The following is a 20,865-nucleotide window of genomic DNA, read 5'->3' as shown; positions in this document are numbered from 1 at the left end:
AATACGTCCGGCAGACATTCAACACTCAAGCCATTCCGGCAAGGAACCTGACGAATCGGCCATGACCGCACACGTTGCATTTCTGGTGTTCCCTGAAACCTCCGCGTCGGTGGTCTACGGCATGATCGATCTGGTCGCCAGCGCGGGGCGCGACTGGGGCGTGATCGTCGACGGCGTGGCGGGGCCGCAGTTGTTGAGCCCACTGCTCGTCGCACGCGAAGCGGGCACGGTGGTCGTCGGCAACGATGTGCCGATCGTGGCAGGTGTTTCGCTCGCGGACTGTCCGCCGGTCGAGGTCATCTGCGTGCCGGAGGTGAACCTGCCGCCCGGCACGCCGCTGGCCGATCGCTTCGCCCCCGAGATCGCCTGGCTGCGCGGGCGTTTTGAGTCCGGTGCCACGCTCGCCACCGCCTGTTCCGGGGCGATGCTGCTCGCCGAGGCGGGACTGCTCACGGACTGCGAGGCGACCACGCACTGGGCCTGGTGCGATGTGCTCGCGCGCGACTACCCCGGCGTGAAAGTGCGGGGCCAGCGCGCGCTGGTCGTCGCCGGTGAGGGCGGCCGGCTGGTCATGGCCGGCGGCGGCAGCACCTGGCTCGACCTCGCGCTGTATCTCATCGCGCGGCTGGCGGGCGTGGAAGCCGCGATGCAGGTCGCGCGGCTCAACCTCATCGACTGGCATAGCGTGGGCCAGCAGCCGTTCGCCCGCCTGGCGCGCACGCGGCAGGTGGACGACGCAGAGATTGCGCGCTGCCAGACCTGGATTGCCGACCACTACATGGAACCCGCCCCGGTCGCGGCGATGGTGAAGCTGTCGGGCTTGGCCGAGCGCACGTTCAAGCGGCGCTTCCAGCAGGCCACCGGCATGACGCCGCTCGATTACGTGCATACCCTGCGCATCGAGGAGGCGAAGCAGATGCTCGAAGCCGGCGACGCGCCGGTGGAGGCGATCGCACAGGAAGTCGGCTACGAGGACGCGGCGTTTTTCGGGCGCCTGTTCCGGCGTGCGGTGCAACTCACGCCGTCGCAGTATCGCCGGCGCTTCCAGACGATGCGGCGCGCGCTAGGGTGAGCAGGGCCTGGCTCACTTACTTCCCGATTTTCGCCGCTCGTGCCAGCAATAAAGCCCGCTCCCGCGCGTTCTGCGCCAGCTGCGCGGCGCGCGCGAATTCGGCACGCGCCTCCTCGACCCGGTCGAGCTTCGCCAGCAAATCGCCGCGCACCGCCGGCAGCAGGTGGTAGGCCTGGAGCGCGGGCTCGGCGGCGAGCGCTTCGACCAGTTCCAGTCCCGCCGCCGGACCGAAGGCCATGCCGACGGCGACGGCACGGTTGAGCGCCACCACCGGTGACGGCGCGACCTGCGCCAGCGCGTCGTAGAGCGCGGCAATGCGCGCCCAGTCGGTCTCGGCGGCAACCGACGCGCGAGCGTGGCAGGCGGCGATCGCAGCCTGCAGGGTGTAGGCACCGAGCGGGCCCGGTAGGGCCTGTGCGCGTTCCAGCGCCGCCAGCCCGCGACGGATCAGCAGCCGGTCCCAGCGGGCCCGGTCCTGCTCCAGCAGCAGGACCGGCTGACCCGATGCATCGACGCGCGCGCCGAGCCGCGACGCCTGGATTTCCATCAAGGCCAGCAGGCCCTGCACTTCGGCCTCGTCCGGCAGGCGGCTGGCAAGCACGCGGCCCAGCCGCTGCGCCTCCTCGCACAGGCTGGGCCGCATCCAGTCATCGCCGGCGGTGGCGGCATAGCCTTCGTTGAAGATCAGGTAGAGCACTTCCAGAACCGACGGCAGGCGCGCATGCAATTCCGCGCCGCGCGGCGTCTCGAAGGGCACGCGCGCTTCCGCCAGGCTGCGCTTGGCGCGCACGATGCGCTGCGCGATGGTGGCGGCGGGCTTCAGGTAGGCGCGCGCGATTTCCTCCACCGACAGGCCGCCGACGACCTTCAGGGTCAGCGCCGCGCGTGCCTCGGCCGAGAGCAGCGGGTGGCAGGCGGTGAAGACCAGCGCGAGCAGATCATCGCCGATGTCGTCATCGAGCGCGGCGTCGACCGCCGCGGCGAAATCGGCTTCGCGGATCGCATGCTGCGTGTCGAGTTCGACGGCGAGCTCGGCGTGCTTGGGGGCCGCCTGGGTGCGATGGCGCAGCACGTCGAGTGCGCGTCGCTTCGCCGACGTGGTCAGCCAGGCGGCGGGATTGTCCGGCATGCCTTCGGCCGGCCAGTGTTCCAGCGCTGCGACCAGCGCATCCTGCGCGCACTCCTCGGCCAGGCCGAGATCGCGCGTGAGCCGCGCGACGCTCGCCACCACGCGCGCCGATTCGATATGCCAGATCGCCGCCAGCGTGTCGGCGATCCCGCCGGCCGATGCCGTCATCGCACGAGGCTGACCATGGGCTTGAAGCCGCCCCAGAACATGCGCTTGCCGTCGAAGGGCCAGTCCTTGGGGTCGGCGTTCACCATCGAAGCCATGCGTGGATCGATCATCACGTTCGCATTCACCCGGTCGCGGTCCTTGCGCGACCTGAAGACGATCCACGAAAACACCACGGTCTCGCCGGGCTTCAGCTTCACCGCCTGCGGGAACGAGGTGTGCTTGCCGGGCTGGACGTCGTCGGCGGCGCACTCGTGGAATTCGAGCGCGCCGTGTTCGATCCAGATCTTGCCCCCCTTGCGCGCGAGGCGGCGATACGCGGCGAGATGTGCCAGCGGCACGGGCACGACGTAGCCATCGACATAGGCCATGTCAGTCTCCTTTCTGCGGATTCATCTGGAACACCTCCCAGACGTGTCCGTCCAGGTCCTGAAAACCGTGCTGATACATGAAGCCGTGATCCTGCGGCGCGCTGTAGGTATTGCCGCCGGCAGCGACCGCTTCGCGCACCATCGCGTCCACCGCTTCCCGGCTGTCGAGCGGCAGGGCCAGCAGCACCTCGGTGGCGGCGCGCGCATCGGCGGGCGGATGCGGCGCAAAGCCGGCAAAGCGTTCGCGCGCGAGCAGCATCGCGAAGATGTTCTCGCCGACGATCATGCAGGTACCGGTCTCATCGGTGAACTGCGGATTGAAGGTGAAGCCCAGCCGGGTGAAAAAGGCGATGGATGCCTTCAGGTCGGCCACCGGCAGGTTGACGAAGATTTGCTTGACCATCATGTTCAGTCTCCTTTCACGGCCTGCGGCTTGAGTGCGGCGAGGCCCGTTTTGAAATCCCGCTTTTCAATCTCATCCATGTTCACGTTGGGATCAAGACTCAGGGGGCGTCAATTACCCAAACCCAGCGCGCGCGTCGGCGCATCCTCCGCGATCGGCCTCACTTCCACGCAGCCGCGCTGCGCGCCGGGGATGCGGGCGGCGATTTCAAGCGCCGTGTCCATGTCCGGCGCTTCGATCAGGTAGTAGCCGCCGAGCATTTCCCGCGTATCGGCGAAGGGCCCGTCGGTGACGTGCGCCTGGCCATCGCGCACACGCACGGTTTTTGCCGTGTCCGGCGGGGTCAGGCGGTTGCCGGAAACGAAATGGCCCTCGCGCTTGATCGCCTCGGTGAACGCGGCGTACTCGGCGAAATGCCCCGCCGCGTCGGCGGGTTCGAGATGTTCCATCATCTGTTCGGCGCAAATCAGGCAAATGAATTTCATGGTGCTCTCCTCAAGCTTCTGGCGCGCGTTCGAGCGCGGCGATGGCGATTTTTTCATCCGCATGGATGTCTCCTGCGTTGCCCGGACTCTCCGGACTCATCTTCACGACGCACGGAAGCAGGCGAATTCGACAACGAGAGATGAATTTTCCGTGTGTTGCATTGCTCTGGCGCTTCAGCCACCCGCAATAGCACCGACGATGATCAGCGGCTCACGGCCGGCGGCGACGGCGTCGGGCAACGGCGCGTCGGGCGCGGTGTTCGAGAGATCGTCCTGGCAGGCGTAGAAGCGCACCAGCGGGCGGCGCCGGCCGGTGGCACGGTCGCGCACTGCGCCGACAAGCATGGGGTAAGCCGCTTCGAGCGCATCGAGCACCGCGGCGAGCGTGACCGGGCCGGCGAGCTCGAGCTCGACCTCGGTGGTGCTGCACCGCGCCAAGGTGTAGAGGTGATACGGCAGCACGACGCGGACGGTAGCCATGTCAGGACAGCGTCTGCACGCTGACCGAGAGCACGGCCGGCAGGTCGCGCACGATCGCCTGCCAGTGGTTGCCCGCGTCCGGCGAGACGTAGACCTGGCCGCCGGTGGTGCCGAAATACACGCCGCAGGGATCGAGTGCGTCGACCGCCATCGCGTCGCGCAGCACGTTCACATAGCAGTGTTCCTGCGGCAGGCCATCGGTCAGCGCGTCCCAGGCATTGCCGCCCGCCGTGCTGCGGTAGACGCGCAGCTTGCCCTCGGGCGGGTAATGTTCCGAGTCGCTCTTGATCGGCACGACGTAGACGGTGTCCGGCTCGTGGGCATGCACTGCCATCGCGAAGCCAAAATCGCTGGGCAGATTTCCGCTGACCTCGAACCACGACTCGCCGGCATCGTCGCTGCGCATCACGTCCCAGTGCTTCTGCATGAAGAGCGTCTCGGGCCGGGCGGGATGCATCGCGATGCGGTGCACGCAGTGTCCTACTTCGGCTTCCGGATCGGGGATGTATTGCGAATGCAGGCCGCGGTTGACCGGCTTCCACGAAACGCCGCCGTCGTCGCTGCGGAACGCGCCGGCCGCCGAGATGGCGACATACATCCGCGCCGGGTTCGCCGGATCGAGCAGGATGGTGTGCAGGCACATGCCGCCGGCGCCCGGCATCCATTTCGCGCCCTGTTGCTCGCGCAGGCCGGGCAGCTCCTGCCAGGTCTGCCCGCCGTCGGTGGAGCGGAACAGCGCGGCGTCCTCGACCCCGGCGTAGACCGTGTCGGGGTCGGTCAGCGAGGGTTCCAGATGCCACACACGCTTGAACGCCCACGGTTTCGGCGTGCCGTCGTAATGCAGGTGCGCGCCCGGGTCGCCGGCGTAACTAAAATCGTTGCCAACCGGGTTCCAGGTCGCGCCGCCGTCGTCGGAGCGCTGGATCACCTGGCCGAACCAGCTGCTGGTCTGCGAGGCGTAGAGCCGGTCGGGGTTGGCCGGCGAGCCGGCGATATGAAAGATTTCCCAGCCGCCGAAATGCGGCCCGCTCACCTGCCAGTCGCGGCGCACCACGTCGGACGTCAGGATGAACGCGCCCTTGCGCGTTCCCACCAGCACACGGATACGGCTCATGAATCGCTCCTTGTTGCGTCAGCGCGCCATCACGTGGCGCGCGAAATTGTCGAGGATGGCCTGCCAGCCCGCACGCTGGGTCTCGACCGGGTAGGTGGTCTCGGCGTCGAAGCTGACGCGCACGCGCACGGCCTCGCCGACCGGGTCGAACTCGACCCGCGCGTTGCGATCGCCGAAGGCGTATTCGATCAGGCGCTCGGGCACGATGCGGGTGTAGGTCCCGGCGAAATCGAAGCCTTCGCTGCCGTCCTTTGCTTCCATGCGCGAGGAGAAGGCACCACCTTCGCGCAGGTCCACGCTGGCAGCAGTGGTGTGCCAGTCGTCCGAGGCGGCGTTCCACTGCACGATGGCCTCGGGGGTAGTGTAGGCGCGCCAGACAGCATCGACCGGCGCGGCCACGGTAGTTTCAACGGTCACTTTCATGAAGGGCTCCTCAGGGATGATTTCGCGGCTCGGCGCGAATCCGGACATCTCAGCCACGGCGCGCCGCCTCGATCGTCGCGATGTCGATCTTTCGCATCGTCATCATCGAATCGAACGCGCGTTTGGCGGCAGCAGGATCGGGGTCGGCGATCGCCTCCATCAGCGCCCGCGGCGTGATCTGCCAGGACAATCCCCATTTGTCCTTGCACCAGCCGCACGCGCTCTCCGCGCCGCCATTGCCGACGATCGCGTTCCAGTAGCGGTCCGTTTCGGCCTGGTCAGCGGTTGCGATCTGAAACGAGAACGCTTCGCTGTGGCTGAACGCGGGGCCTCCGTTGAGCCCGAGGCACGGAATGCCCATCACGGTGAAACTGACCGTCAACACATCCCCTGCCTTCCCGGAGGGGAAGTCGCCCGGTGCGCGATACACCGCGCCGACCGACGAGTCCGGAAAGGTTGCGGCGTAAAACCGTGCCGCCTCTTCTGCGGTCCCGTCGAACCAAAGGCAAATGGTGTTCCTGGCGATATTCGTCATGACATGTCTCTCGTTTCACTGCACATAGCACGGCGCACACTCACGCACTTCGACGGTGGCAAAGCGCGCGGCGGGACAGCCCTGTGCGATCCGCACGGCTTCGTCGCGGCTGTCACACTCGATCAGGAAAAAACCGCCGACCATTTCGCGCGCCTCGGCGAAGGGGCCGTCGATCAGGCTGGCCTGTTCGCCGCGCCGCTGGATGCGCACGCCGTGGTCATCGGGGCGCAGCGATTCGCTGGCCAGCAACTGCCCGCGCGCGGCGAGCCCTTGGCCAAATTCGACCATTTCGGCGTAGAGCGCGCGCCCCTCATCTTCGCTGCGGGTATCACGCTGGCCGCGCGGTTCGACGACGAGCAATAGGTAACGCATGCATATCTCCTGTTTGGCTTGATTCAGAGCGATCCACCACATCGGCGTCCGGGCCTCAGACGCCCATACAGCCCGTTTTCGAGGCGGCCTCAATATCCGCAGGCGAGACGTCGCGGAGATGCGTCGCGATCGACCACTGGTGGCCGAACGGATCGCGCACCTGGCCGTAGCGGTCGCCCCAGAACATGTCGGCGGCGGCCATCGTCAGCGTGGCGCCGGCCTCGACTGCCCGCGCCAGGGCGGCATCGACGTCTTCCACATACAGATGCAGGACGACCGGCGTGCCCTTGAGCGACAGGGGGCTTTGCATGCCCCATTCGGAGTTTTCGTCGACCAGCATCAGCGCGGAATTGCCGATCCATATCAGGCCGTGCATCAGCTTGCCGTCCGGGCCGGCCAGACGGTCGCCCTCGCGGGCGCCAAAGGCGCGAAGGTAGAAATCTATCGCTGCGGGGGCATCGCGGCAAACGATATGGGGGGTGAGGCTGTGCATGCCTTCTGGAATGGGCTGGACGGTGGCGTTCATGGCAAGGCTCCTAGGGCAGGGTCAGAAGATGTCGCGCATGCGGTCGATCTCCGGCGACGGCGCAAAGTCGTCGAGCTCGTACAGCGGCCGCACCTCGATTTCAGCCGGTTTGCCGCGCCCGGCCGGATTGGGGAAGCGCCGCGCCCACTCCATCGCCTCCTCGCGCGAATTGACCTGGATCAGGGTATAGCCGGCGATCAGCTCTTTCGTTTCGGCAAACGGGCCGTCGATCACGGTGCGTGTGTCGCCCACGTACTGGATGCGCCACCCCTGGGAACTCGGCCTGAGGCCGGAACCGTCAAGCAGGGCGCCGGCCTTCATCAACTGCTCATGGTAGTCGAGCATCTCGGCCAGCAGCCCGGCATCGGGCACCGGCGTGGTTTCGGCCTCGGATTCGGCGGTTGCCTTGACGATGATCATGTAGCGCATGCGGGTCTCCTGGAAATGAAAGACAGCGACTTCATGTCTGCCTGTCATCACAACGAACGCAGCCGGGCAGAATCGACACACACTAAAAAATAATGCTGGCTTGGCCCTTGCTTGTAATGGACAAGACCCTCACTCTTGCCGCCATGAGCATCCACGTCGCCATCCGCCACACCACGCATTACCGTTTCGACCGCCGCGTCGCCCTGGGCCCACACGTGGTGCGGCTGCGCCCGGCGCCGCATTCGCGCACGCCCGTCCTCGCCTACTCGCTGAAGATCACGCCGGAGACGCACTTCATCAACTGGCAGCAGGACCCGTTCGGTAATTACCTGGCGCGGCTGGTGTTCCCCGAGGCGACACGCGAATTCTCGGTGGACGTCGAGGTGATCGCCGACATGACGGTGATCAACCCCTTTGACTACTTCATCGAGGAAAGCGCCTTCCACTGGCCGTTCGACTACGACGCGGCCCTGAAGCGCGAACTCGCGCCCTATCTCGAAACCGAACCGGCGGGCGATCGGCTCGCCGCCTGGCTGGCCGAGGTGCCGCGCGAGCGGGTGCACAGCAACGATTTTCTGGTGGCACTAAACCAGCGCCTGCAGCGCGACATCGCCTACACCGTGCGCATGGAGCCGGGCATCCAGGCCTGCGAGGAAACGTTGGAAAAGGCGCTTGGCTCGTGTCGCGACACGGGCTGGCTGCTGGTGCAGATCCTGCGCCACCTGGGGCTGGCGGCGCGCTTTGTGTCAGGTTACCTGGTGCAGCTGACCGCCGACGAAAAATCCCTCGACGGCCCGTCCGGGCCCGAGCACGACTTCACCGACCTGCACGCCTGGGCCGAGGTGTATCTCCCCGGCGCAGGCTGGATCGGCCTCGACCCCACCTCGGGGCTGTTTGCCGGCGAAGGCCACATTCCGCTGGCCTGCACGCCGCAGCCCTCGTCCGCCGCGCCGATCGACGGCATGACCGACCCGTGCGAGGTCGAGTTCGAGTTCTCCAACACCGTCACCCGCATCCGCGAGGACCCGCGCGTGACCCTGCCCTACAGCGACGAAGCCTGGCAGACGATGCTGGCACTGGGGCACGCCGTCGACGAAAAGCTGCAGGCCATGGACGTGCGCCTGACGCACGGCGGCGAGCCCACTTTCGTCTCCATCGACGACATGGATGCACCGGAATGGAACATCGATGCACTGGGAAAGCACAAGCGCGAGCGCGCCGAGGTGCTGGTGAGACGTCTCAAAGAAAAACTGCCGGCCGGTTCGCTGCTGCATACCGGCCAGGGCAAGTGGTATCCGGGCGAGCCGCTGCCGCGCTGGGCGTTGGGGCTTTACTGGCGGCGCGACGGCGTGCCGGTGTGGAAGGACGAATCGCTGCAGGCCGAGGCCGGCTGGGATTACGGCCACAGCGTCGGTGATGCCCAACACTTTGCCGCCACCCTGGCGCAGCATCTCGGACTCGCTGCGCGCTACGCGCAGCCGGCGTATGAAGACGCCATGGCCACGCTGCAGCAGGAAGCCGAGCTGCCGGTCAACCTCAACCCGGCGCGGCTCGACATCGACGACCCGGTCGTGCGCGGCGACCTCGCCAACAAGCTGTCGCGCGGACTCAACACGCCGACCGGCTACGTGCTGCCGCTGGCCTGGCGCACGCACGAAGCGCGCTGGCACAGCGCACCCTGGGTATTCCGCCGCGACCGGCTCTATCTCACCCCGGGCGATTCACCGATGGGGCTGCGCCTGCCGCTGGCCTCGCTGCCGTGGGTGGCCGAGGACGAACGCGAACCCTGGGTCGAGGTCGACCCGTTCGCGGTGCAGCCGCTGCTGGCGAATTTTCACGGCGAGGTCGCGGCGCGCTACAGCCTCCACCTCGACCCCGCGTCCACGCATCCCGAAATCCAGCCGCAGACGCCGACCACCAGGGAATCCGTCGAGGTGCCGCACACCGCGCTATGCGTGGAAGCCCGCGACGGCGGCCTGCACGTGTTCATGCCGCCCACCACCACGCTGGAGCAGTACCTCGACCTGCTGGCGGCCATCGAATCCACTGCCGCCCTGCTGAAGATGCCGGTGATCATCGAGGGCTACACGCCTCCCGGCGACGGCCGCATCGAAAAGCTCATGGTCACCCCCGATCCCGGCGTGATCGAGGTCAACATCCACCCGGCCAGCAGCTGGGCAGACCTGGTCAAGACCACCACGATGCTCTACGAAGAGGCCCGCCTGTCGCGCCTCGGCACCGAGAAGTTCATGCTCGACGGCCGCCACGCCGGCACCGGCGGCGGCAACCATGTCACCTTCGGCGGCGCCACCCCGGCCGACAGCCCCTTCCTGCGTCGCCCCGATTTGCTGGCGAGCTTCATCACCTACTGGCAGCATCACCCGGCGCTGTCCTACCTGTTCTCCGGCCTCTTCATCGGCCCCCCCAGCCAGGCGCCGCGCGTCGACGAAGGCCGGCCCGAGCGCCTGTACGAACTCGAAATCGCCTTCCAGCAGATGCCCATCGGGGAGACGCCGCAGCCGTGGCTGGTGGATCGGCTGCTGCGCAACCTGCTCACCGATCTCACCGGCAACACCCACCGCTCGGAGTTCTGCATCGACAAGCTGTATTCGCCCGATTCGGCGTCGGGGCGGCTGGGGCTGGTCGAATTCCGCGCTTTCGAAATGCCGCCGCACGCGCGCATGAGCCTGGCGCAGATGCTGCTGCTGCGCGCGCTGGTCGCGCGCTTCTGGGAGAAGCCCTACCAGAAGCCGCTGGTGCGCTGGGGCACGCTGCTGCACGATCGCTTCATGCTGCCGCACTACCTGTGGGCCGATTTGAAGGACGTGATCGACGACCTCAAGGCGGCGGGACTTCCCTTCGACCCTGCATGGTTCGGACCCTTCCTCGAATTCCGCTTTCCGCGTCACGGCACGCTGGAACTCGGCGACATCCAGATCGAACTGCGCACCGCGATCGAACCCTGGCATGTGCTCGGCGAGGAATCGACGAGTCTCGGCACCGCGCGCTATGTCGATTCTTCGGTCGAGCGCCTGCAGGTCAAGGTCAACGGACTCACCGACGGCCGCTACGTGCTCGCTTGCAACGGCCGCCGCGTGCCGCTGCGTAGCACCGGCGTGCACGGCGAATACGTCGCCGGCGTGCGCTACCGCGCCTGGCAACCGCCCTCGGCGCTGCATCCCACCATCGGCATCCACTCACCGCTGGTGTTCGACCTCATCGACACCTGGAACGGCCGCGCCATCGGCGGCTGCACCTACCGCGTGGTCCATCCCGGCGGACGCAGCTACGACACCTTCCCGGTCAACGCCTGGGAAGCCGAGTCGCGTCGTCACAATCGCTTCCAGGCGTGGGGCCACACCCCCGGCAGTTTCACGCCGCCGCCGTGGATCGCTCCGCTCGCCGGCTTCTTCCCCGGCGGCACCCCGCCCGGCCCGATGGCCCCGCCGCCGGAGGAACTGCCCGGCGAATTCCCGCACACGCTCGATCTGCGTCGGCGTTAAATTTACTTCTCAAGGGAAAGAGTCATGGCCCATATCCACTTCATCGGCGGCGAAAAAGGCGGGGTCGGAAAATCGCTGGTCGCGCGCATCCTCGCGCAATACCTGATTGACCACGAGCGACCTTTCCTCGGCTTCGACACCGACAAGTCGCACGGCGCGCTGATGCGCTTTTACGCCGGCTACGCTTCGCCCGTCGTCGTCGACAACTATGAGAGCCTCGATGCCATCGTCGAAGCCGCGGCGGCCGAACCCGACCGCAGCATCCTGGTCGACCTCGCCGCGCAAACGCAGGACGCGCTCACCCAGTGGATGGACGACTCCGGCCTGCTGGAACTGTCGAGCGAGCTGGGCGTGGCGATCACCTACTGGCACGTGATGGACTCGGGCCGCGACTCGGTCGACCTGCTGAAAAAGCTGCTCGATCGCTTCGGCTCGCGCATGAATTACGTGCTGGTGCAAAACCACATCCGCGGCGACAACTTCGACCTGCTGGACGCCTCCGGCGAAAAACAGCGCGCGCTGGAACTGCATGCCCGAATCATCAACGTCAAGCGCCTGCACGAAACCTCGATGATCAAGATCGACGGTCACAGCAGCAGCTTCTGGTCGGCCACGCAGCGCGCCGACGCGCATGCGCTCGGCATCCTCGAGCGGCAGCGCGTTAAGATGTGGCTTAAACATGCCTACAGCGAGATCGACACCCTTCATGTCTGACGAATACCGCTACGGAAGACTGGATCTGCACGATGCGCACCGCATCGCCGGTGGCGCGAATTCGCTGCTGATGGCTTTGCAGGAGGATGCCGAAGCCGCGATGGAGGCCGATCCGAAGGCCGCCCGCTTCGTCAAGAAAGGCGTCGAGCTTGGCGACGCCCTGCTCGACATGGCGCGCCTGCTGGTGTCGCGTGGCGTCTTCTCCAAGGAACGGCACCTGAGCGAAATCCTCATCTACAGCGCCGCCATCGTCGACGGCTGCGAGGTGTGCGCGCTGACCCACATCGACGGCGCCATCCGCGCCAAGGCGCCGGAGGCCGTCATCGACACCGTGCAGGCCATTGCCTTGTATGTGCGTGCGCAGGCCGACGACGACACCTATCTTCTGTTCGACGCCTATACCCGTCACTGGAAACGCTTCGCCGATTGGCCCCACCTGCCCAACGGCAAGATATCGAATCTGAAGTTCTACAACCTGATCGCGCTGCTGATGAGTCTGGTGGTGCGCAAGCAGCGGCTGGTGCGCCTGCATACCCGCGAACTGCTGACCCGGAGCGATGTCACCCCGGAAGAGTTGCTCGAGGTCATCGGCATCGCCCAGGTGATGGGCGGCTTTCCTGCCCGCTGGGAGGCGGTCCACATCCACAACGTGGCCAACGAACTGCGTGAACAGGGTCTGCTGCCTGCGCCCTTCGTCGCCATGCTGGAACGGATTCCGGCGCCGCCCGCCTGAGACCGACACGGCCATCATGCGCGCCACACTGACCCCCACGCCAATGCGACACCCACGGAGCGGGCACACAGGATGAACCATGCAGCGCTATAAAATCCTTCACCGCACCTACTACAACTTCTCCGGCCTGGTGCGGCTTCAGCCCCACACCTTGCGTCTGCGCCCGCGCGAAGGCCACGAGTTGCGCATCGAATCCTCGAGCCTGGACATCACGCCAACGGCCACCCTGCGCTGGCATCGCGACGCGGAAGACAACTCGGTGGCGATCGCCACGTTCGACACGCCCACCAGCCAGCTCGTGATCGAGAGCGAAGCCATCATCCAGCAATTCAACGAAGCGCCGCTGGATTTTCTGGTAGCCCCTTACGCGATCAACTACCCGTTTGCCTACACGCCCGAGGAGCGGGTTTTGCTGGCGCCCTACCTGAACGGCGCCGCCCCCGTAGCCAGCGACCCGTTGACGCCATGGGTGGCCAATGTGTGGCAGCCCGGTGAAGCGATCCAGACCTACGCCCTACTGAAGCGCCTGTGCACCCACATTCATCAGACGCTGACGTATCAGCTGCGCGAGGAACCCGGGGTTCAAACCGCAGCAGAAACCCTGGCCCGCGGCAGCGGCTCGTGCCGCGACTCCGCCAATCTGTTCATGCAGGCGGCACGCCGCCTGGGCCTCGCCGCGCGCTTCGTCAGCGGCTACCTGCATGCGCCCCCCTCGACGGTGAACTACGGCGCCACCCATGCCTGGGCCGAAGTCTTCCTGCCCGGTGCAGGCTGGAAGGGATTCGACCCCAGCATCGGTCAAATCGTGGGCAGCAGTCACATCGCCATCGCGGTGGCGCGCTTGCCCGAATCGGTGCCCCCGGTCTCCGGCTCGTTCGTTGGGCCGCCGGGAGCGAATCTCGATGTGGGGGTGTGGGTGACGGAGTTGGATTAGCTGGCGGGTAGACAGGACGCGCTTCCGGCCAGGAGGAACCCGCGTCTATCGATTAACACCGGGGTCACTTCGAAGCAGCCGCCACAATGTCAATTGATCGGGGAAACCCGTTTCTTCCAGGCCGATGGATTTCTGATAACGCTTCATGGCCTTGATGGTTTGCGGGGAATACTTGCCGCTGATCGCCCCCGTATAAAACCGCTTCGCCTGCAGCCTTTTCTGGATGCGCTCGATCAGTTCCAGGTAATGCCGGGCTTGCTTGTCTGCAAGCACAATGGTCGTCTTGTCCGACTTGTCAGTAATGCGATCCGCCCACACCTTTCTGAACAGGCCAGCCAGCACACCGAAGACGGGATCTCCCGGGTGCGTCTTGCAATGCTCGTTGAGAATCGACATCAGCAACTCGGTGCCTTCGAACGACAGAACATCATACGTTTGCGGCGCGTACTGATTGATGCCCGTAATGTATCCGTCGACCCATGCTGCCGTCATCAGGTAAACATCGCCGCGCACGGCCCGCTCCTGCGTGAAAAGTGCGCAGCTGATCAGGCCGGCGCCACGAATGGCATATTGGCCCTGTTGATCTGCCGGACGCGCCTCCGCCGCGAAAAGGAGGATTGCCGCCGAGAAAATGGCCGTTGTGAATTTTAAGGATCGACCGTCAGCCACCAAGCGGCTCCAGATTGCGGGCCTTGGCGCGGCGCCGGCGTCCCAACTGCACGGCCAGCAATCCTGCGAGCAGCAAGCCGACGGTTCCAGGCTCGGGCACCTGGCCGTCAACGCTCAGGGTGAAGGGGGTGCCTGCAAGTCGGTTGAAGCCGCCCAGCTTGAATGTGGTGTCGTATACGGAGAAACCCACCTTGGGCGTTTCGAACAGCGTATTGCCTATGCCCAGCAGATTATTGAGACTGAGCGTATTGAAGTTCAAAATATCCACCCCGCCGATCGAACCGGTGGCGCCCAACTTCAACAAGTCCAGCGTACCGACCAGGCCCAGGTCGAGCCCCATATCGTTTTTCAGCAGCGCATCCAGCCAGAACGTGGGGGTGAACGTCGTTGTATCCGTAATCGCAAATTCCGGCAGATCGCTCCAGAGTCCGCTCCAGCTGTCATGCAGGCCCGCAAGGCCGGCGATCTCGACCGGGTTGCTGAACTGAATGTCGGCCATCAGGGTCGGCTCGAATTCGAAATCCTGCGTGACCCCCAGTACGGGGCCCGCATCCACGTCGATCAGGTCAAAGGAAACCGACAGCTTGAATGGACCGGCATCGATGAGATCAAAGTTGAGCCCGGCCGGCGGCAGACCACCAAATAGCGTCGCGGCTCCGTCAATATCGAACTGCGCCGACAGCAGGTCATCCCGCCCGCTCGATGTAACCGGGACGCCCGACCCCGTTCCGTTGGTGGCGATGTCGGGGACGAACACGGTCAGTTCAGCCAAATCGACAGAGACTGCCGGCGTCGGCGGCAAACTGGTCGCAAGGGTCAGCCCGCCTGGCCCCGTCAGCTTGAAGCCAACCACGGGCGGTGCCACGGTAGCGCCGCCCTCCAGCACCAGACTCTGGTTGAGTATGGGCACTTCGGCAAAGGCTTCGCCGCTGGGCATGATGCCGTCCAGTATTTTCAGACTGCTGGGGTCGATCGACAGGATCCGTTGATCCATATTGACGGTAGGCAACGCGACAGAGCCTGAATTGGCACATCCAAAGGTCAACGCGCAGGCCTGCGCATCGATGGAACCAGACAGTTGCATGATGGCGCTGATATACGCCTCGGCTTTGGGCGACTGGGTCTCGATCGTGCCCTTGGCGAAAATGCTGTCGGTATTGATGCTGAAGAATTCAGCCGCCTGAATGGTGTCAGGCAGTTCCGCCATCGCCTGAAAGGTCGCGGTGGTATCGACCGAGCCACTGTCGATGCTGTACCCGAACTCGAGCCCGACCTTGCCGGACGTATGCACATTCAGCTGGGCGCCTGTTCGGGTGTCGACCGTGACCGCGTTGGTGGCGGGTTTGATCGTGACATTTTTGGTGCAGCCGCAACCGGTAAAGTAACCTTTAAGGGGATTGCTCCATGTCGGCGTCGGCACCCATATGCGGGGCTCGTATATCGGGACGGTAATGGCGCCGATGGCCGGAATCACGACTTCATTGGCGTTGCCTGCAATACCGCCGATGGTGGCCGTCTTGTTGGTCCAGGTGGAACCCAGAAAGACCGAATCTTCCTTGCGGAAGGCACCACCCGAATCCCACATGCTCTGACCCGAGCTTGCGAATGCCAGCGCGCCGGAATCGTACATGACCGCCGCGTGTGTATTCGAAAACATTATCGTACTGGCGATTGCCACCGTTGCCATGCCGAACTTCAGAATCATGCCGTTCTCCTTGTACGGGCTTGATTGATATGGGTGTTCCTGGTCGATTGCCCGGGCCGGGCGACGCGCTTGGGTCTGTGCCGGCAAACCGGGTGTAGCAAAAAACATTCCCAATAATAATTATTTGTATAAATTCATTTGCTTAGAATGTATTTTCAGGTTCGCGACCGCGACTGTCGGCTTGATGTGTAAATTTTTTCGACACGGCTCATTGCGGGGCATCGTGCCTTGGAGCGCCGGCCGTTTTCGGGGGATGCGCGACGCCAAAGCGATGTGTTATTCCTCACCGCCTTTACCGGGGATGGCAATCAGCGCATCGGTCGACAGGGCTTCGGGGCAGCGCCAGGGCAGCACGTAGCCGCGGGTTGGGTCATCGATCGCCTCGATGGCTAGCACGGGCACGTCGGACTTGATATCCCCGAAGATGGTGGCAAAGGAAATATCCGCCGCGTCACGCCCGGTGCCGATGCGCACAAAACCCATCGGCACGGCCATGCCCGACGGGTCAAAAATAAACCAGCGCCCGCCGAGAAGGACTTCGACATAGGCATGAAAGTCGGTCGGCCCGAAGGCTGGGTCGGCGCCGTAATCGATGCCCGAACAGAAGCGCGCGGGGATGTTGAGGGCGCGGCACAGGGCGATCATCAGATGCGCGAAATCACGGCAAACGCCCGCCTGCTGCTGGTAGGTGTCGATGGCGGAGGTGGTGAAATTGCTGCTGCCGGAGGTGAAGTGGGTGCGTTCCTGCACCCATTTACGGATGCCCTCAACCCGCTGGTAGCCGGGCGGCAGGTGGCCAAAGGTCTGGTTGGCCAGTTGCTGCAGCCTGTCCGATTCGCAATACCGGCTCGGGTAAAGATAGGGCAGCACTTCCGTCGGCAAATCGGCAATCGGCATTTCCGCAATCTTTTCCGGCTGGGCGACATGATGGCGGATGTCGACTTCTGCCTGATAGCTGATCTTGAGCGGACCCGGGTTGGCGCGCAGACGGAGCAGCCGGTGACGAAGCAGCGGATCATCGTAAATGGTCGACGACAGCGGCTGGCTGATCGTCAGTGATTCCCTAAGGATGAGCTGATGGGCGGTGGGCGCAGCGTGGATATTGAAAATGAAATCGGCTGGCCGGCCAATCACTTCGTAGCTGAGGTCGATCGAAAACCGGATATGAATCATGGGGATTTTTGGCACCCGAGGATGATGGGGAGAACCGGCCGCACAGCCACTTTCATGGCTGCCTCCAGACATTTCAGAGTTTAGACGATCACGCCTGCGCCTCTTTCTGCAACGCGCGCAGGCTTTCCTCCACGCCCGCGGCATGCGTGAGCTCGGCGACGTTGTCCTTGGTGAAGAATCCCTGAAAGCCGCCGAAGCGCTGGACGTATTCGACGATGAGCGAGGAATATTCCGAGGCGCTGGAGAAGATCTGCTTCAAACCCGCTTCCTTCGAACCGATGACGTCGAGCAGGAATTTTTGGCCGCAGTCGCGCAGCGAGGCCACGACGTAATCGATGTTGGCCTGGGCTTCGGTTTCGCCATCCTTTACGGCCACCGCGATGTGATGCAGGCGCGGGCCGAAGTTGCGCACGAAGGCTTCGGTGGGCGACTCGGTCAGCAAATGGTTCATGAAGTAGGGATGGTTCGCCGCGGTAAACACCTTGGCCGGGGATTCGAGCTCGTTGGCGAAATGCACGCTCTTGGTGACGTTGGTCGACGAGTTCTGGTCGGCGATGTCATAGGAACCCCAGTAGTAATAGCTCGACAGCGTGAGGTATTCGAGGATGGCGGCTTCGCGGTTCTGGCTGTAGATGCGGGTGGCGAGATGGTCGATCGGCAGCAACAGTTCGTCGATGCCGAGCTTTTTCTGCGTGGCCTTCGCGCCTTCGTAAGCGGCCTGCATGTCGTCGCGGATGCTGCTCCAGCCCAGCGCATAGACGCGGACATCGGACTCGGGGCGCTCCCAATAGGCGACGATGTTGTGGGTGTAGGGGCTGGGCTTGACCACGGCCATGTTGCCGGGCAGTTCGAGCTTACGGATCTGGTCCTGGTTGAAGAAACGGATGTCGCGCGCCTTCTGCATGTCGACCACGGCGTGCGGGTCGGTGACGCGCAGCACCTCGCCCATGTAGCGCGAGTTGGGCTTGACCGCACCGATGGGATAGACCTCGTTGAGGCTGCGGAAGATGCCGCGCACATTGGGGTCCTTGACCTCGCGCACCAGGAGGTCGGGCGCGCTCATGTCGATGCGCAGGATGTGAGTGAAGTGCGATTCCGATTCGAGCGTGACCAAATAATGGTAGGGCGTCATCACGCACAGCTCGGCGACATAGGCGACCGAATGGCTGGGCTCGACAGTGATCATCAGCGCATCGATCTGGCGGATGGCTTCGGTCAGCCCGATGCGGTCGCGCTCCTCCAGCAACTGGCCGAGGTAGTCCTCGAACTGGGGCGAGTTCTGCTTGTCGCCGAAGCGGGGAAAACCGAGCGATGCGGCCATGGGGTCAAACCAGGTTAAACAGGGATTGGCTCATCTTTTGCGGATGCGCCGCGCGGAAGTAGGTCTCGCCGATGACCGTGTTGAGGTCGGCCAGCCGGGCCTGGATGTCGTCGCAGAATTCGTGCAGCCCGTTCTTTGCCAGCACACGGTAATCGGCGCCGTCCACCAGGTTCAGCATGCCCTGCAGGCGCCGCATCGGCTCGACGCCGGGCAACTCGTCGAGGGCGAACTGGATCTCGTGCAGACAGTGGCGCACGCTGCGCGGGAACTGAATATCGTTGAGCAGGAAGGCCAGCACCTTGTGGCCCTTGGCATGCACGCTGACGTGGCGGCGGTACATCTGGTGCGCCGACAGGGCCTGCAGCACGCTCATCCAGATGAGGTCGTGGTACTGGCTGTCCTGGAACGGCAGGTTGATGGCATAGCTGACGTCGAGCACGCGCGTGGTCATGTCGGCGCGCTCGATATTGCGCCCCAGCCGCATGAACTGGAAGGCCTCGTCGCGGCTCATGGTGCCGGACAGCAGACCGACCACGGCCTGGCGGCGGCGGATGATCTCGGTCAGCACCTCGATGCGCTTGCGGCGGTCGAGCGCGCTGCTCTTGTGCGTGCTGGTGTAGAGGTAGAGCTCGTTGACCCACTCCCACGATTCGCGCGGCAGCACCTCGCGGAAGGTGCGGGTGTTCTCGCGCGCGTGGCGCACGCAGGCGAAGATCGACGACGGATTGCGCTCGTCCTGGATCAGAAAGCTCATCACCGCGGTTTCGCTCGCCTCGTCGTAGTGCTGGTGGAAATCCTCGTCCAGACCCACCACCCTGAGCAGGTCCTCCCAGCCGAAGCTGGCGCCGCGCGGCATGTCCATCAGCATCATGGTGGCGGCGTTGATCAGGCGCGCGGTGTCCTCGGCGCGCTCGAGATAGCGCGCCATCCAGTACAGGTTTTCGGCGACGCGGGCTAGCACGATGCGTCTCCCTGAATGATCCAGGTGTCCTTGCTGCCGCCGCCCTGCGACGAGTTCACCACCAGCGACCCGCGCCGCAGGGCCACGCGGGTGAGCCCGCCGTGCGTGACGTACATGTCCCGCGCCTGCAGGATGAACGGACGCAGGTCGACGTGGCGCGGCTCGATGGCGCCGTCGCACAGCGTCGGCACGGTGGACAGCGACAGGGTCGGCTGCGCCATGTAGTTGCGCGGGTTGGCGCGGATCAGGTCGGCGAAGATCGCCTGCTCTTCCGCGGTCGACTTCGGCCCCACCAGCATGCCGTAGCCGCCCGACTCGTTGGCCGGCTTGACCACCAGCTTGTCCAGATTCGCCAGCACGTACTCGCGGTCAGCCTCGTTCATGCACAGATAGCTCGGCACGTTGGGCAGGATCGCGTCCTCGCCGAGGTAGTAGCGGATCATTTCGGGGACATAGGCATACACCACCTTGTCGTCGGCCACGCCTGCGCCGGGCGCATTTGCAATGCCGACCTTGCCGGCCTTCCAGGCGCGCATCAGGCCTGGCACGCCCAGCGCCGAATCGGCGCGGAAGACTTCCGGGTCGATGAAATCGTCGTCGATGCGGCGGTAGATGACGTCGAGACGGGTCAGCCCCTCGATCGTCTTCATGTACACGCAGTCGTCGTCCAGCACCACCAGGTCGGGGCCCTCCACCAGATGCGCGCCCATCTGCTGCGCCAGATAGGAATGCTCGAAGTAGGCCGAGTTGAAGACGCCGGGCGTGAGCACCGCGATTTCCGGCCGCTCGTCCTCGCGCGGCGACAGCGCGGCCAGGGTGTCGTAGAGCTGCGCGGTGTAATCGTCGACCGGCAGCACGTCGTAGCGCGCGAACAGTTCGGGAAACAGCCGCTTCATCAGCTGGCGGTTTTCCAGCATGTAGGACACCCCCGAGGGCACGCGCAGGTTGTCTTCCAGCACGTAGACCGTGCCGTCGCCGTCGCGCACGAGATCGGTGCCGCAAATGTGCGCCCACACGCCGAACGGCGGATTAGCGCCGACGCAGGCTGCACGAAAATTCTTCGAATCGGCCAGCACCTCGGCCGGAAACACGCCGTCGCGGACGATCGTCTGCGCGTGATAGATGTCGTCGATGAAGCAGTTGAGCGCCTTCAGGCGCTGCTTCAGCCCGGCCTCGATGTGGTCCCACTCGAGCTTGTCGATGATGCGCGGCACCACGTCGAAGGGCCAGGCACGGTCGATATTGCCCGCCTCGGAATACACGGTGAAGGTGATCCCCGCCGCCATGATGGCCGCGTCGACGGCATGGTGGCGCGCCTCGAGTTCATCCGCAGGCAACTCGGCGAAGTAATCGCACAGGCCGCCTGCGCCGTCGCGCGGCTTGCCCGGCGCTTCCAGCAACTCGTCATACCCGCCCATCAGCGGGTAGCTCCCGCAATCGATCTTCATGCCAGTCTCCGTTTTTCGGGCGCACGCCATGCCCGTATCCAGCTTAGTGCATTAGTCATGCCAGGAAACGAAACCCTATTGGAATCAAGCATGTGTCCGGCAACGCGGTGTAACCAGGGGGGCACCGTGGACGAACGTGGGGCGCGCGCGTGAAGTGTCGCACCACGCTGGTGCGGCCGCACTCAGGCCCGTGGCGACAG

The 20,865-nt window shown here is 64.8% G+C and carries 22 protein-coding genes; 5 read left to right on the top strand and 17 right to left on the bottom strand.

All coding sequences use genetic code 11. The features are described 5' to 3' along the window. Positions 1-61 precede the first annotated feature (61 nt). The gene (locus tag Q8R61_RS13005) at positions 62-1,072 is read left to right on the top strand and encodes a GlxA family transcriptional regulator (RefSeq protein ID WP_305537934.1); all 1,011 of its coding nucleotides are present in this window, start codon (positions 62-64) and stop codon (positions 1,070-1,072) included. 16 nt (positions 1,073-1,088) lie between these two features. Here the strand turns inward: Q8R61_RS13005 and Q8R61_RS13000 are convergent, their stop codons facing one another. From Q8R61_RS13000 to Q8R61_RS12950, 11 genes are all read right to left on the bottom strand, one after another. Continuing rightward, positions 1,089-2,369, bottom strand: a complete 1,281-nt coding sequence (locus Q8R61_RS13000; protein WP_305537932.1) for an RNA polymerase sigma factor — start codon at positions 2,367-2,369, stop codon at positions 1,089-1,091. Then, complete coding sequence (locus tag Q8R61_RS12995; RefSeq protein ID WP_305537930.1) at positions 2,366-2,737, bottom strand: DUF1428 domain-containing protein; 372 nt, start codon at positions 2,735-2,737, stop codon at positions 2,366-2,368. Before Q8R61_RS12995 ends, Q8R61_RS13000 begins: the two co-directional genes overlap by 4 nt. 1 nt (position 2,738) lies before the next feature. Beyond that, entirely contained in the window at positions 2,739-3,143 is a 405-nt protein-coding gene (locus Q8R61_RS12990) for a VOC family protein (protein WP_371133634.1), read from the bottom strand. 107 nt (positions 3,144-3,250) lie between these two features. Further along, positions 3,251-3,625, bottom strand: a complete 375-nt coding sequence (locus Q8R61_RS12985) for a YciI family protein (protein ID WP_305537928.1) — start codon at positions 3,623-3,625, stop codon at positions 3,251-3,253. A 174-nt stretch (positions 3,626-3,799) separates the two neighbouring features. After that, positions 3,800-4,063, bottom strand: a complete 264-nt coding sequence (locus tag Q8R61_RS12980) for a MoaD/ThiS family protein (protein WP_305537927.1) — start codon at positions 4,061-4,063, stop codon at positions 3,800-3,802. Positions 4,064-4,106: 43 nt separating this feature from the next. Continuing rightward, on the bottom strand, positions 4,107-5,219 hold the full coding sequence (locus Q8R61_RS12975) for a sialidase family protein (RefSeq protein ID WP_305537926.1): 1,113 nt from the start codon (positions 5,217-5,219) through the stop codon (positions 4,107-4,109). Positions 5,220-5,237: 18 nt separating this feature from the next. After that, positions 5,238-5,642: an SRPBCC family protein gene (locus Q8R61_RS12970; protein WP_305537924.1), complete on the bottom strand. Its 405-nt coding sequence runs from the start codon at positions 5,640-5,642 to the stop codon at positions 5,238-5,240. Between the two features lie 49 nt (positions 5,643-5,691). Continuing rightward, entirely contained in the window at positions 5,692-6,177 is a 486-nt protein-coding gene (locus Q8R61_RS12965) for a VOC family protein (RefSeq protein WP_305537922.1), read from the bottom strand. Between the two features lie 15 nt (positions 6,178-6,192). After that, positions 6,193-6,549, bottom strand: coding sequence for a YciI family protein (locus Q8R61_RS12960; protein WP_305537920.1), 357 nt, complete (start codon positions 6,547-6,549; stop codon positions 6,193-6,195). A 55-nt stretch (positions 6,550-6,604) separates the two neighbouring features. Further along, positions 6,605-7,075, bottom strand: a complete 471-nt coding sequence (locus Q8R61_RS12955) for a VOC family protein (RefSeq protein ID WP_305537918.1) — start codon at positions 7,073-7,075, stop codon at positions 6,605-6,607. A gap of 21 nt (positions 7,076-7,096) precedes the next feature. After that, the gene (locus Q8R61_RS12950; RefSeq protein ID WP_305537916.1) at positions 7,097-7,504 is read right to left on the bottom strand and encodes a YciI family protein; all 408 of its coding nucleotides are present in this window, start codon (positions 7,502-7,504) and stop codon (positions 7,097-7,099) included. A 143-nt stretch (positions 7,505-7,647) separates the two neighbouring features. Here Q8R61_RS12950 and Q8R61_RS12945 point away from each other — a divergent pair, with 143 nt between their 5' ends. From Q8R61_RS12945 to Q8R61_RS12930, 4 genes are all read left to right on the top strand, one after another. Then, complete coding sequence (locus tag Q8R61_RS12945; protein WP_305537948.1) at positions 7,648-11,007, top strand: DUF2126 domain-containing protein; 3,360 nt, start codon at positions 7,648-7,650, stop codon at positions 11,005-11,007. A 24-nt stretch (positions 11,008-11,031) separates the two neighbouring features. Beyond that, positions 11,032-11,721: a hypothetical protein gene (locus Q8R61_RS12940; RefSeq protein WP_305537914.1), complete on the top strand. Its 690-nt coding sequence runs from the start codon at positions 11,032-11,034 to the stop codon at positions 11,719-11,721. Continuing rightward, on the top strand, positions 11,714-12,454 hold the full coding sequence (locus Q8R61_RS12935) for a carboxymuconolactone decarboxylase family protein (RefSeq protein ID WP_305537912.1): 741 nt from the start codon (positions 11,714-11,716) through the stop codon (positions 12,452-12,454). Before Q8R61_RS12940 ends, Q8R61_RS12935 begins: the two co-directional genes overlap by 8 nt. 79 nt (positions 12,455-12,533) lie before the next feature. Then, positions 12,534-13,388, top strand: a complete 855-nt coding sequence (locus tag Q8R61_RS12930; protein WP_305537910.1) for a transglutaminase family protein — start codon at positions 12,534-12,536, stop codon at positions 13,386-13,388. A 45-nt stretch (positions 13,389-13,433) separates the two neighbouring features. Here Q8R61_RS12930 and Q8R61_RS12925 read toward each other — a convergent pair whose 3' ends face one another. From Q8R61_RS12925 to Q8R61_RS12900, 6 genes are all read right to left on the bottom strand, one after another. Then, the gene (locus Q8R61_RS12925) at positions 13,434-14,057 is read right to left on the bottom strand and encodes a peptidoglycan-binding protein (protein WP_305537908.1); all 624 of its coding nucleotides are present in this window, start codon (positions 14,055-14,057) and stop codon (positions 13,434-13,436) included. After that, positions 14,050-15,762 (bottom strand): PEP-CTERM sorting domain-containing protein, encoded by a 1,713-nt coding sequence (locus tag Q8R61_RS12920; RefSeq protein ID WP_305537906.1) that lies wholly within the window; start codon positions 15,760-15,762, stop codon positions 14,050-14,052. Before Q8R61_RS12920 ends, Q8R61_RS12925 begins: the two co-directional genes overlap by 8 nt. A gap of 276 nt (positions 15,763-16,038) precedes the next feature. Next, positions 16,039-17,007, bottom strand: coding sequence for a transglutaminase family protein (locus Q8R61_RS12915; RefSeq protein WP_305537904.1), 969 nt, complete (start codon positions 17,005-17,007; stop codon positions 16,039-16,041). 16 nt (positions 17,008-17,023) lie between these two features. After that, positions 17,024-18,256, bottom strand: coding sequence for a hypothetical protein (locus tag Q8R61_RS12910; RefSeq protein ID WP_305537902.1), 1,233 nt, complete (start codon positions 18,254-18,256; stop codon positions 17,024-17,026). A 4-nt stretch (positions 18,257-18,260) separates the two neighbouring features. Beyond that, positions 18,261-19,217 (bottom strand): alpha-E domain-containing protein, encoded by a 957-nt coding sequence (locus tag Q8R61_RS12905; RefSeq protein ID WP_305537900.1) that lies wholly within the window; start codon positions 19,215-19,217, stop codon positions 18,261-18,263. Continuing rightward, complete coding sequence (locus Q8R61_RS12900; protein ID WP_305537898.1) at positions 19,211-20,665, bottom strand: circularly permuted type 2 ATP-grasp protein; 1,455 nt, start codon at positions 20,663-20,665, stop codon at positions 19,211-19,213. The genes Q8R61_RS12905 and Q8R61_RS12900 overlap by 7 nt, the downstream gene beginning before the upstream one ends. Positions 20,666-20,865: the final 200 nt, after the last annotated feature.

The organism is Thiobacillus sp., assembly GCF_030696885.1.
Taxonomy (GTDB): domain Bacteria; phylum Pseudomonadota; class Gammaproteobacteria; order Burkholderiales; family Thiobacillaceae; genus Thiobacillus.
The sequence above is the reverse complement of the archived record's forward strand: the minus strand, read 5'-3'. Positions and strand labels throughout refer to the sequence as shown.

Bases quoted from the DNA above. Each gene is read 5' to 3' on its own strand.
- Q8R61_RS13005 (WP_305537934.1), top strand. From the start codon at position 62: ATGACCGCACACGTTGCATTTCTGGTGTTCCCTGAAACCTCCGCGTCG.
- Q8R61_RS13000 (WP_305537932.1), bottom strand. From the start codon at position 2,369: ATGACGGCATCGGCCGGCGGGATCGCCGACACGCTGGCGGCGATCTGG.
- Q8R61_RS12995 (WP_305537930.1), bottom strand. From the start codon at position 2,737: ATGGCCTATGTCGATGGCTACGTCGTGCCCGTGCCGCTGGCACATCTC.
- Q8R61_RS12990 (WP_371133634.1), bottom strand. From the start codon at position 3,143: ATGATGGTCAAGCAAATCTTCGTCAACCTGCCGGTGGCCGACCTGAAG.
- Q8R61_RS12985 (WP_305537928.1), bottom strand. From the start codon at position 3,625: ATGAAATTCATTTGCCTGATTTGCGCCGAACAGATGATGGAACATCTC.
- Q8R61_RS12975 (WP_305537926.1), bottom strand. From the start codon at position 5,219: ATGAGCCGTATCCGTGTGCTGGTGGGAACGCGCAAGGGCGCGTTCATC.
- Q8R61_RS12970 (WP_305537924.1), bottom strand. From the start codon at position 5,642: ATGAAAGTGACCGTTGAAACTACCGTGGCCGCGCCGGTCGATGCTGTC.
- Q8R61_RS12965 (WP_305537922.1), bottom strand. From the start codon at position 6,177: ATGACGAATATCGCCAGGAACACCATTTGCCTTTGGTTCGACGGGACC.
- Q8R61_RS12960 (WP_305537920.1), bottom strand. From the start codon at position 6,549: ATGCGTTACCTATTGCTCGTCGTCGAACCGCGCGGCCAGCGTGATACC.
- Q8R61_RS12955 (WP_305537918.1), bottom strand. From the start codon at position 7,075: ATGAACGCCACCGTCCAGCCCATTCCAGAAGGCATGCACAGCCTCACC.
- Q8R61_RS12950 (WP_305537916.1), bottom strand. From the start codon at position 7,504: ATGCGCTACATGATCATCGTCAAGGCAACCGCCGAATCCGAGGCCGAA.
- Q8R61_RS12945 (WP_305537948.1), top strand. From the start codon at position 7,648: ATGAGCATCCACGTCGCCATCCGCCACACCACGCATTACCGTTTCGAC.
- Q8R61_RS12940 (WP_305537914.1), top strand. From the start codon at position 11,032: ATGGCCCATATCCACTTCATCGGCGGCGAAAAAGGCGGGGTCGGAAAA.
- Q8R61_RS12935 (WP_305537912.1), top strand. From the start codon at position 11,714: ATGTCTGACGAATACCGCTACGGAAGACTGGATCTGCACGATGCGCAC.
- Q8R61_RS12930 (WP_305537910.1), top strand. From the start codon at position 12,534: ATGCAGCGCTATAAAATCCTTCACCGCACCTACTACAACTTCTCCGGC.
- Q8R61_RS12920 (WP_305537906.1), bottom strand. From the start codon at position 15,762: ATGATTCTGAAGTTCGGCATGGCAACGGTGGCAATCGCCAGTACGATA.
- Q8R61_RS12915 (WP_305537904.1), bottom strand. From the start codon at position 17,007: ATGTCTGGAGGCAGCCATGAAAGTGGCTGTGCGGCCGGTTCTCCCCAT.
- Q8R61_RS12910 (WP_305537902.1), bottom strand. From the start codon at position 18,256: ATGGCCGCATCGCTCGGTTTTCCCCGCTTCGGCGACAAGCAGAACTCG.
- Q8R61_RS12900 (WP_305537898.1), bottom strand. From the start codon at position 20,665: ATGAAGATCGATTGCGGGAGCTACCCGCTGATGGGCGGGTATGACGAG.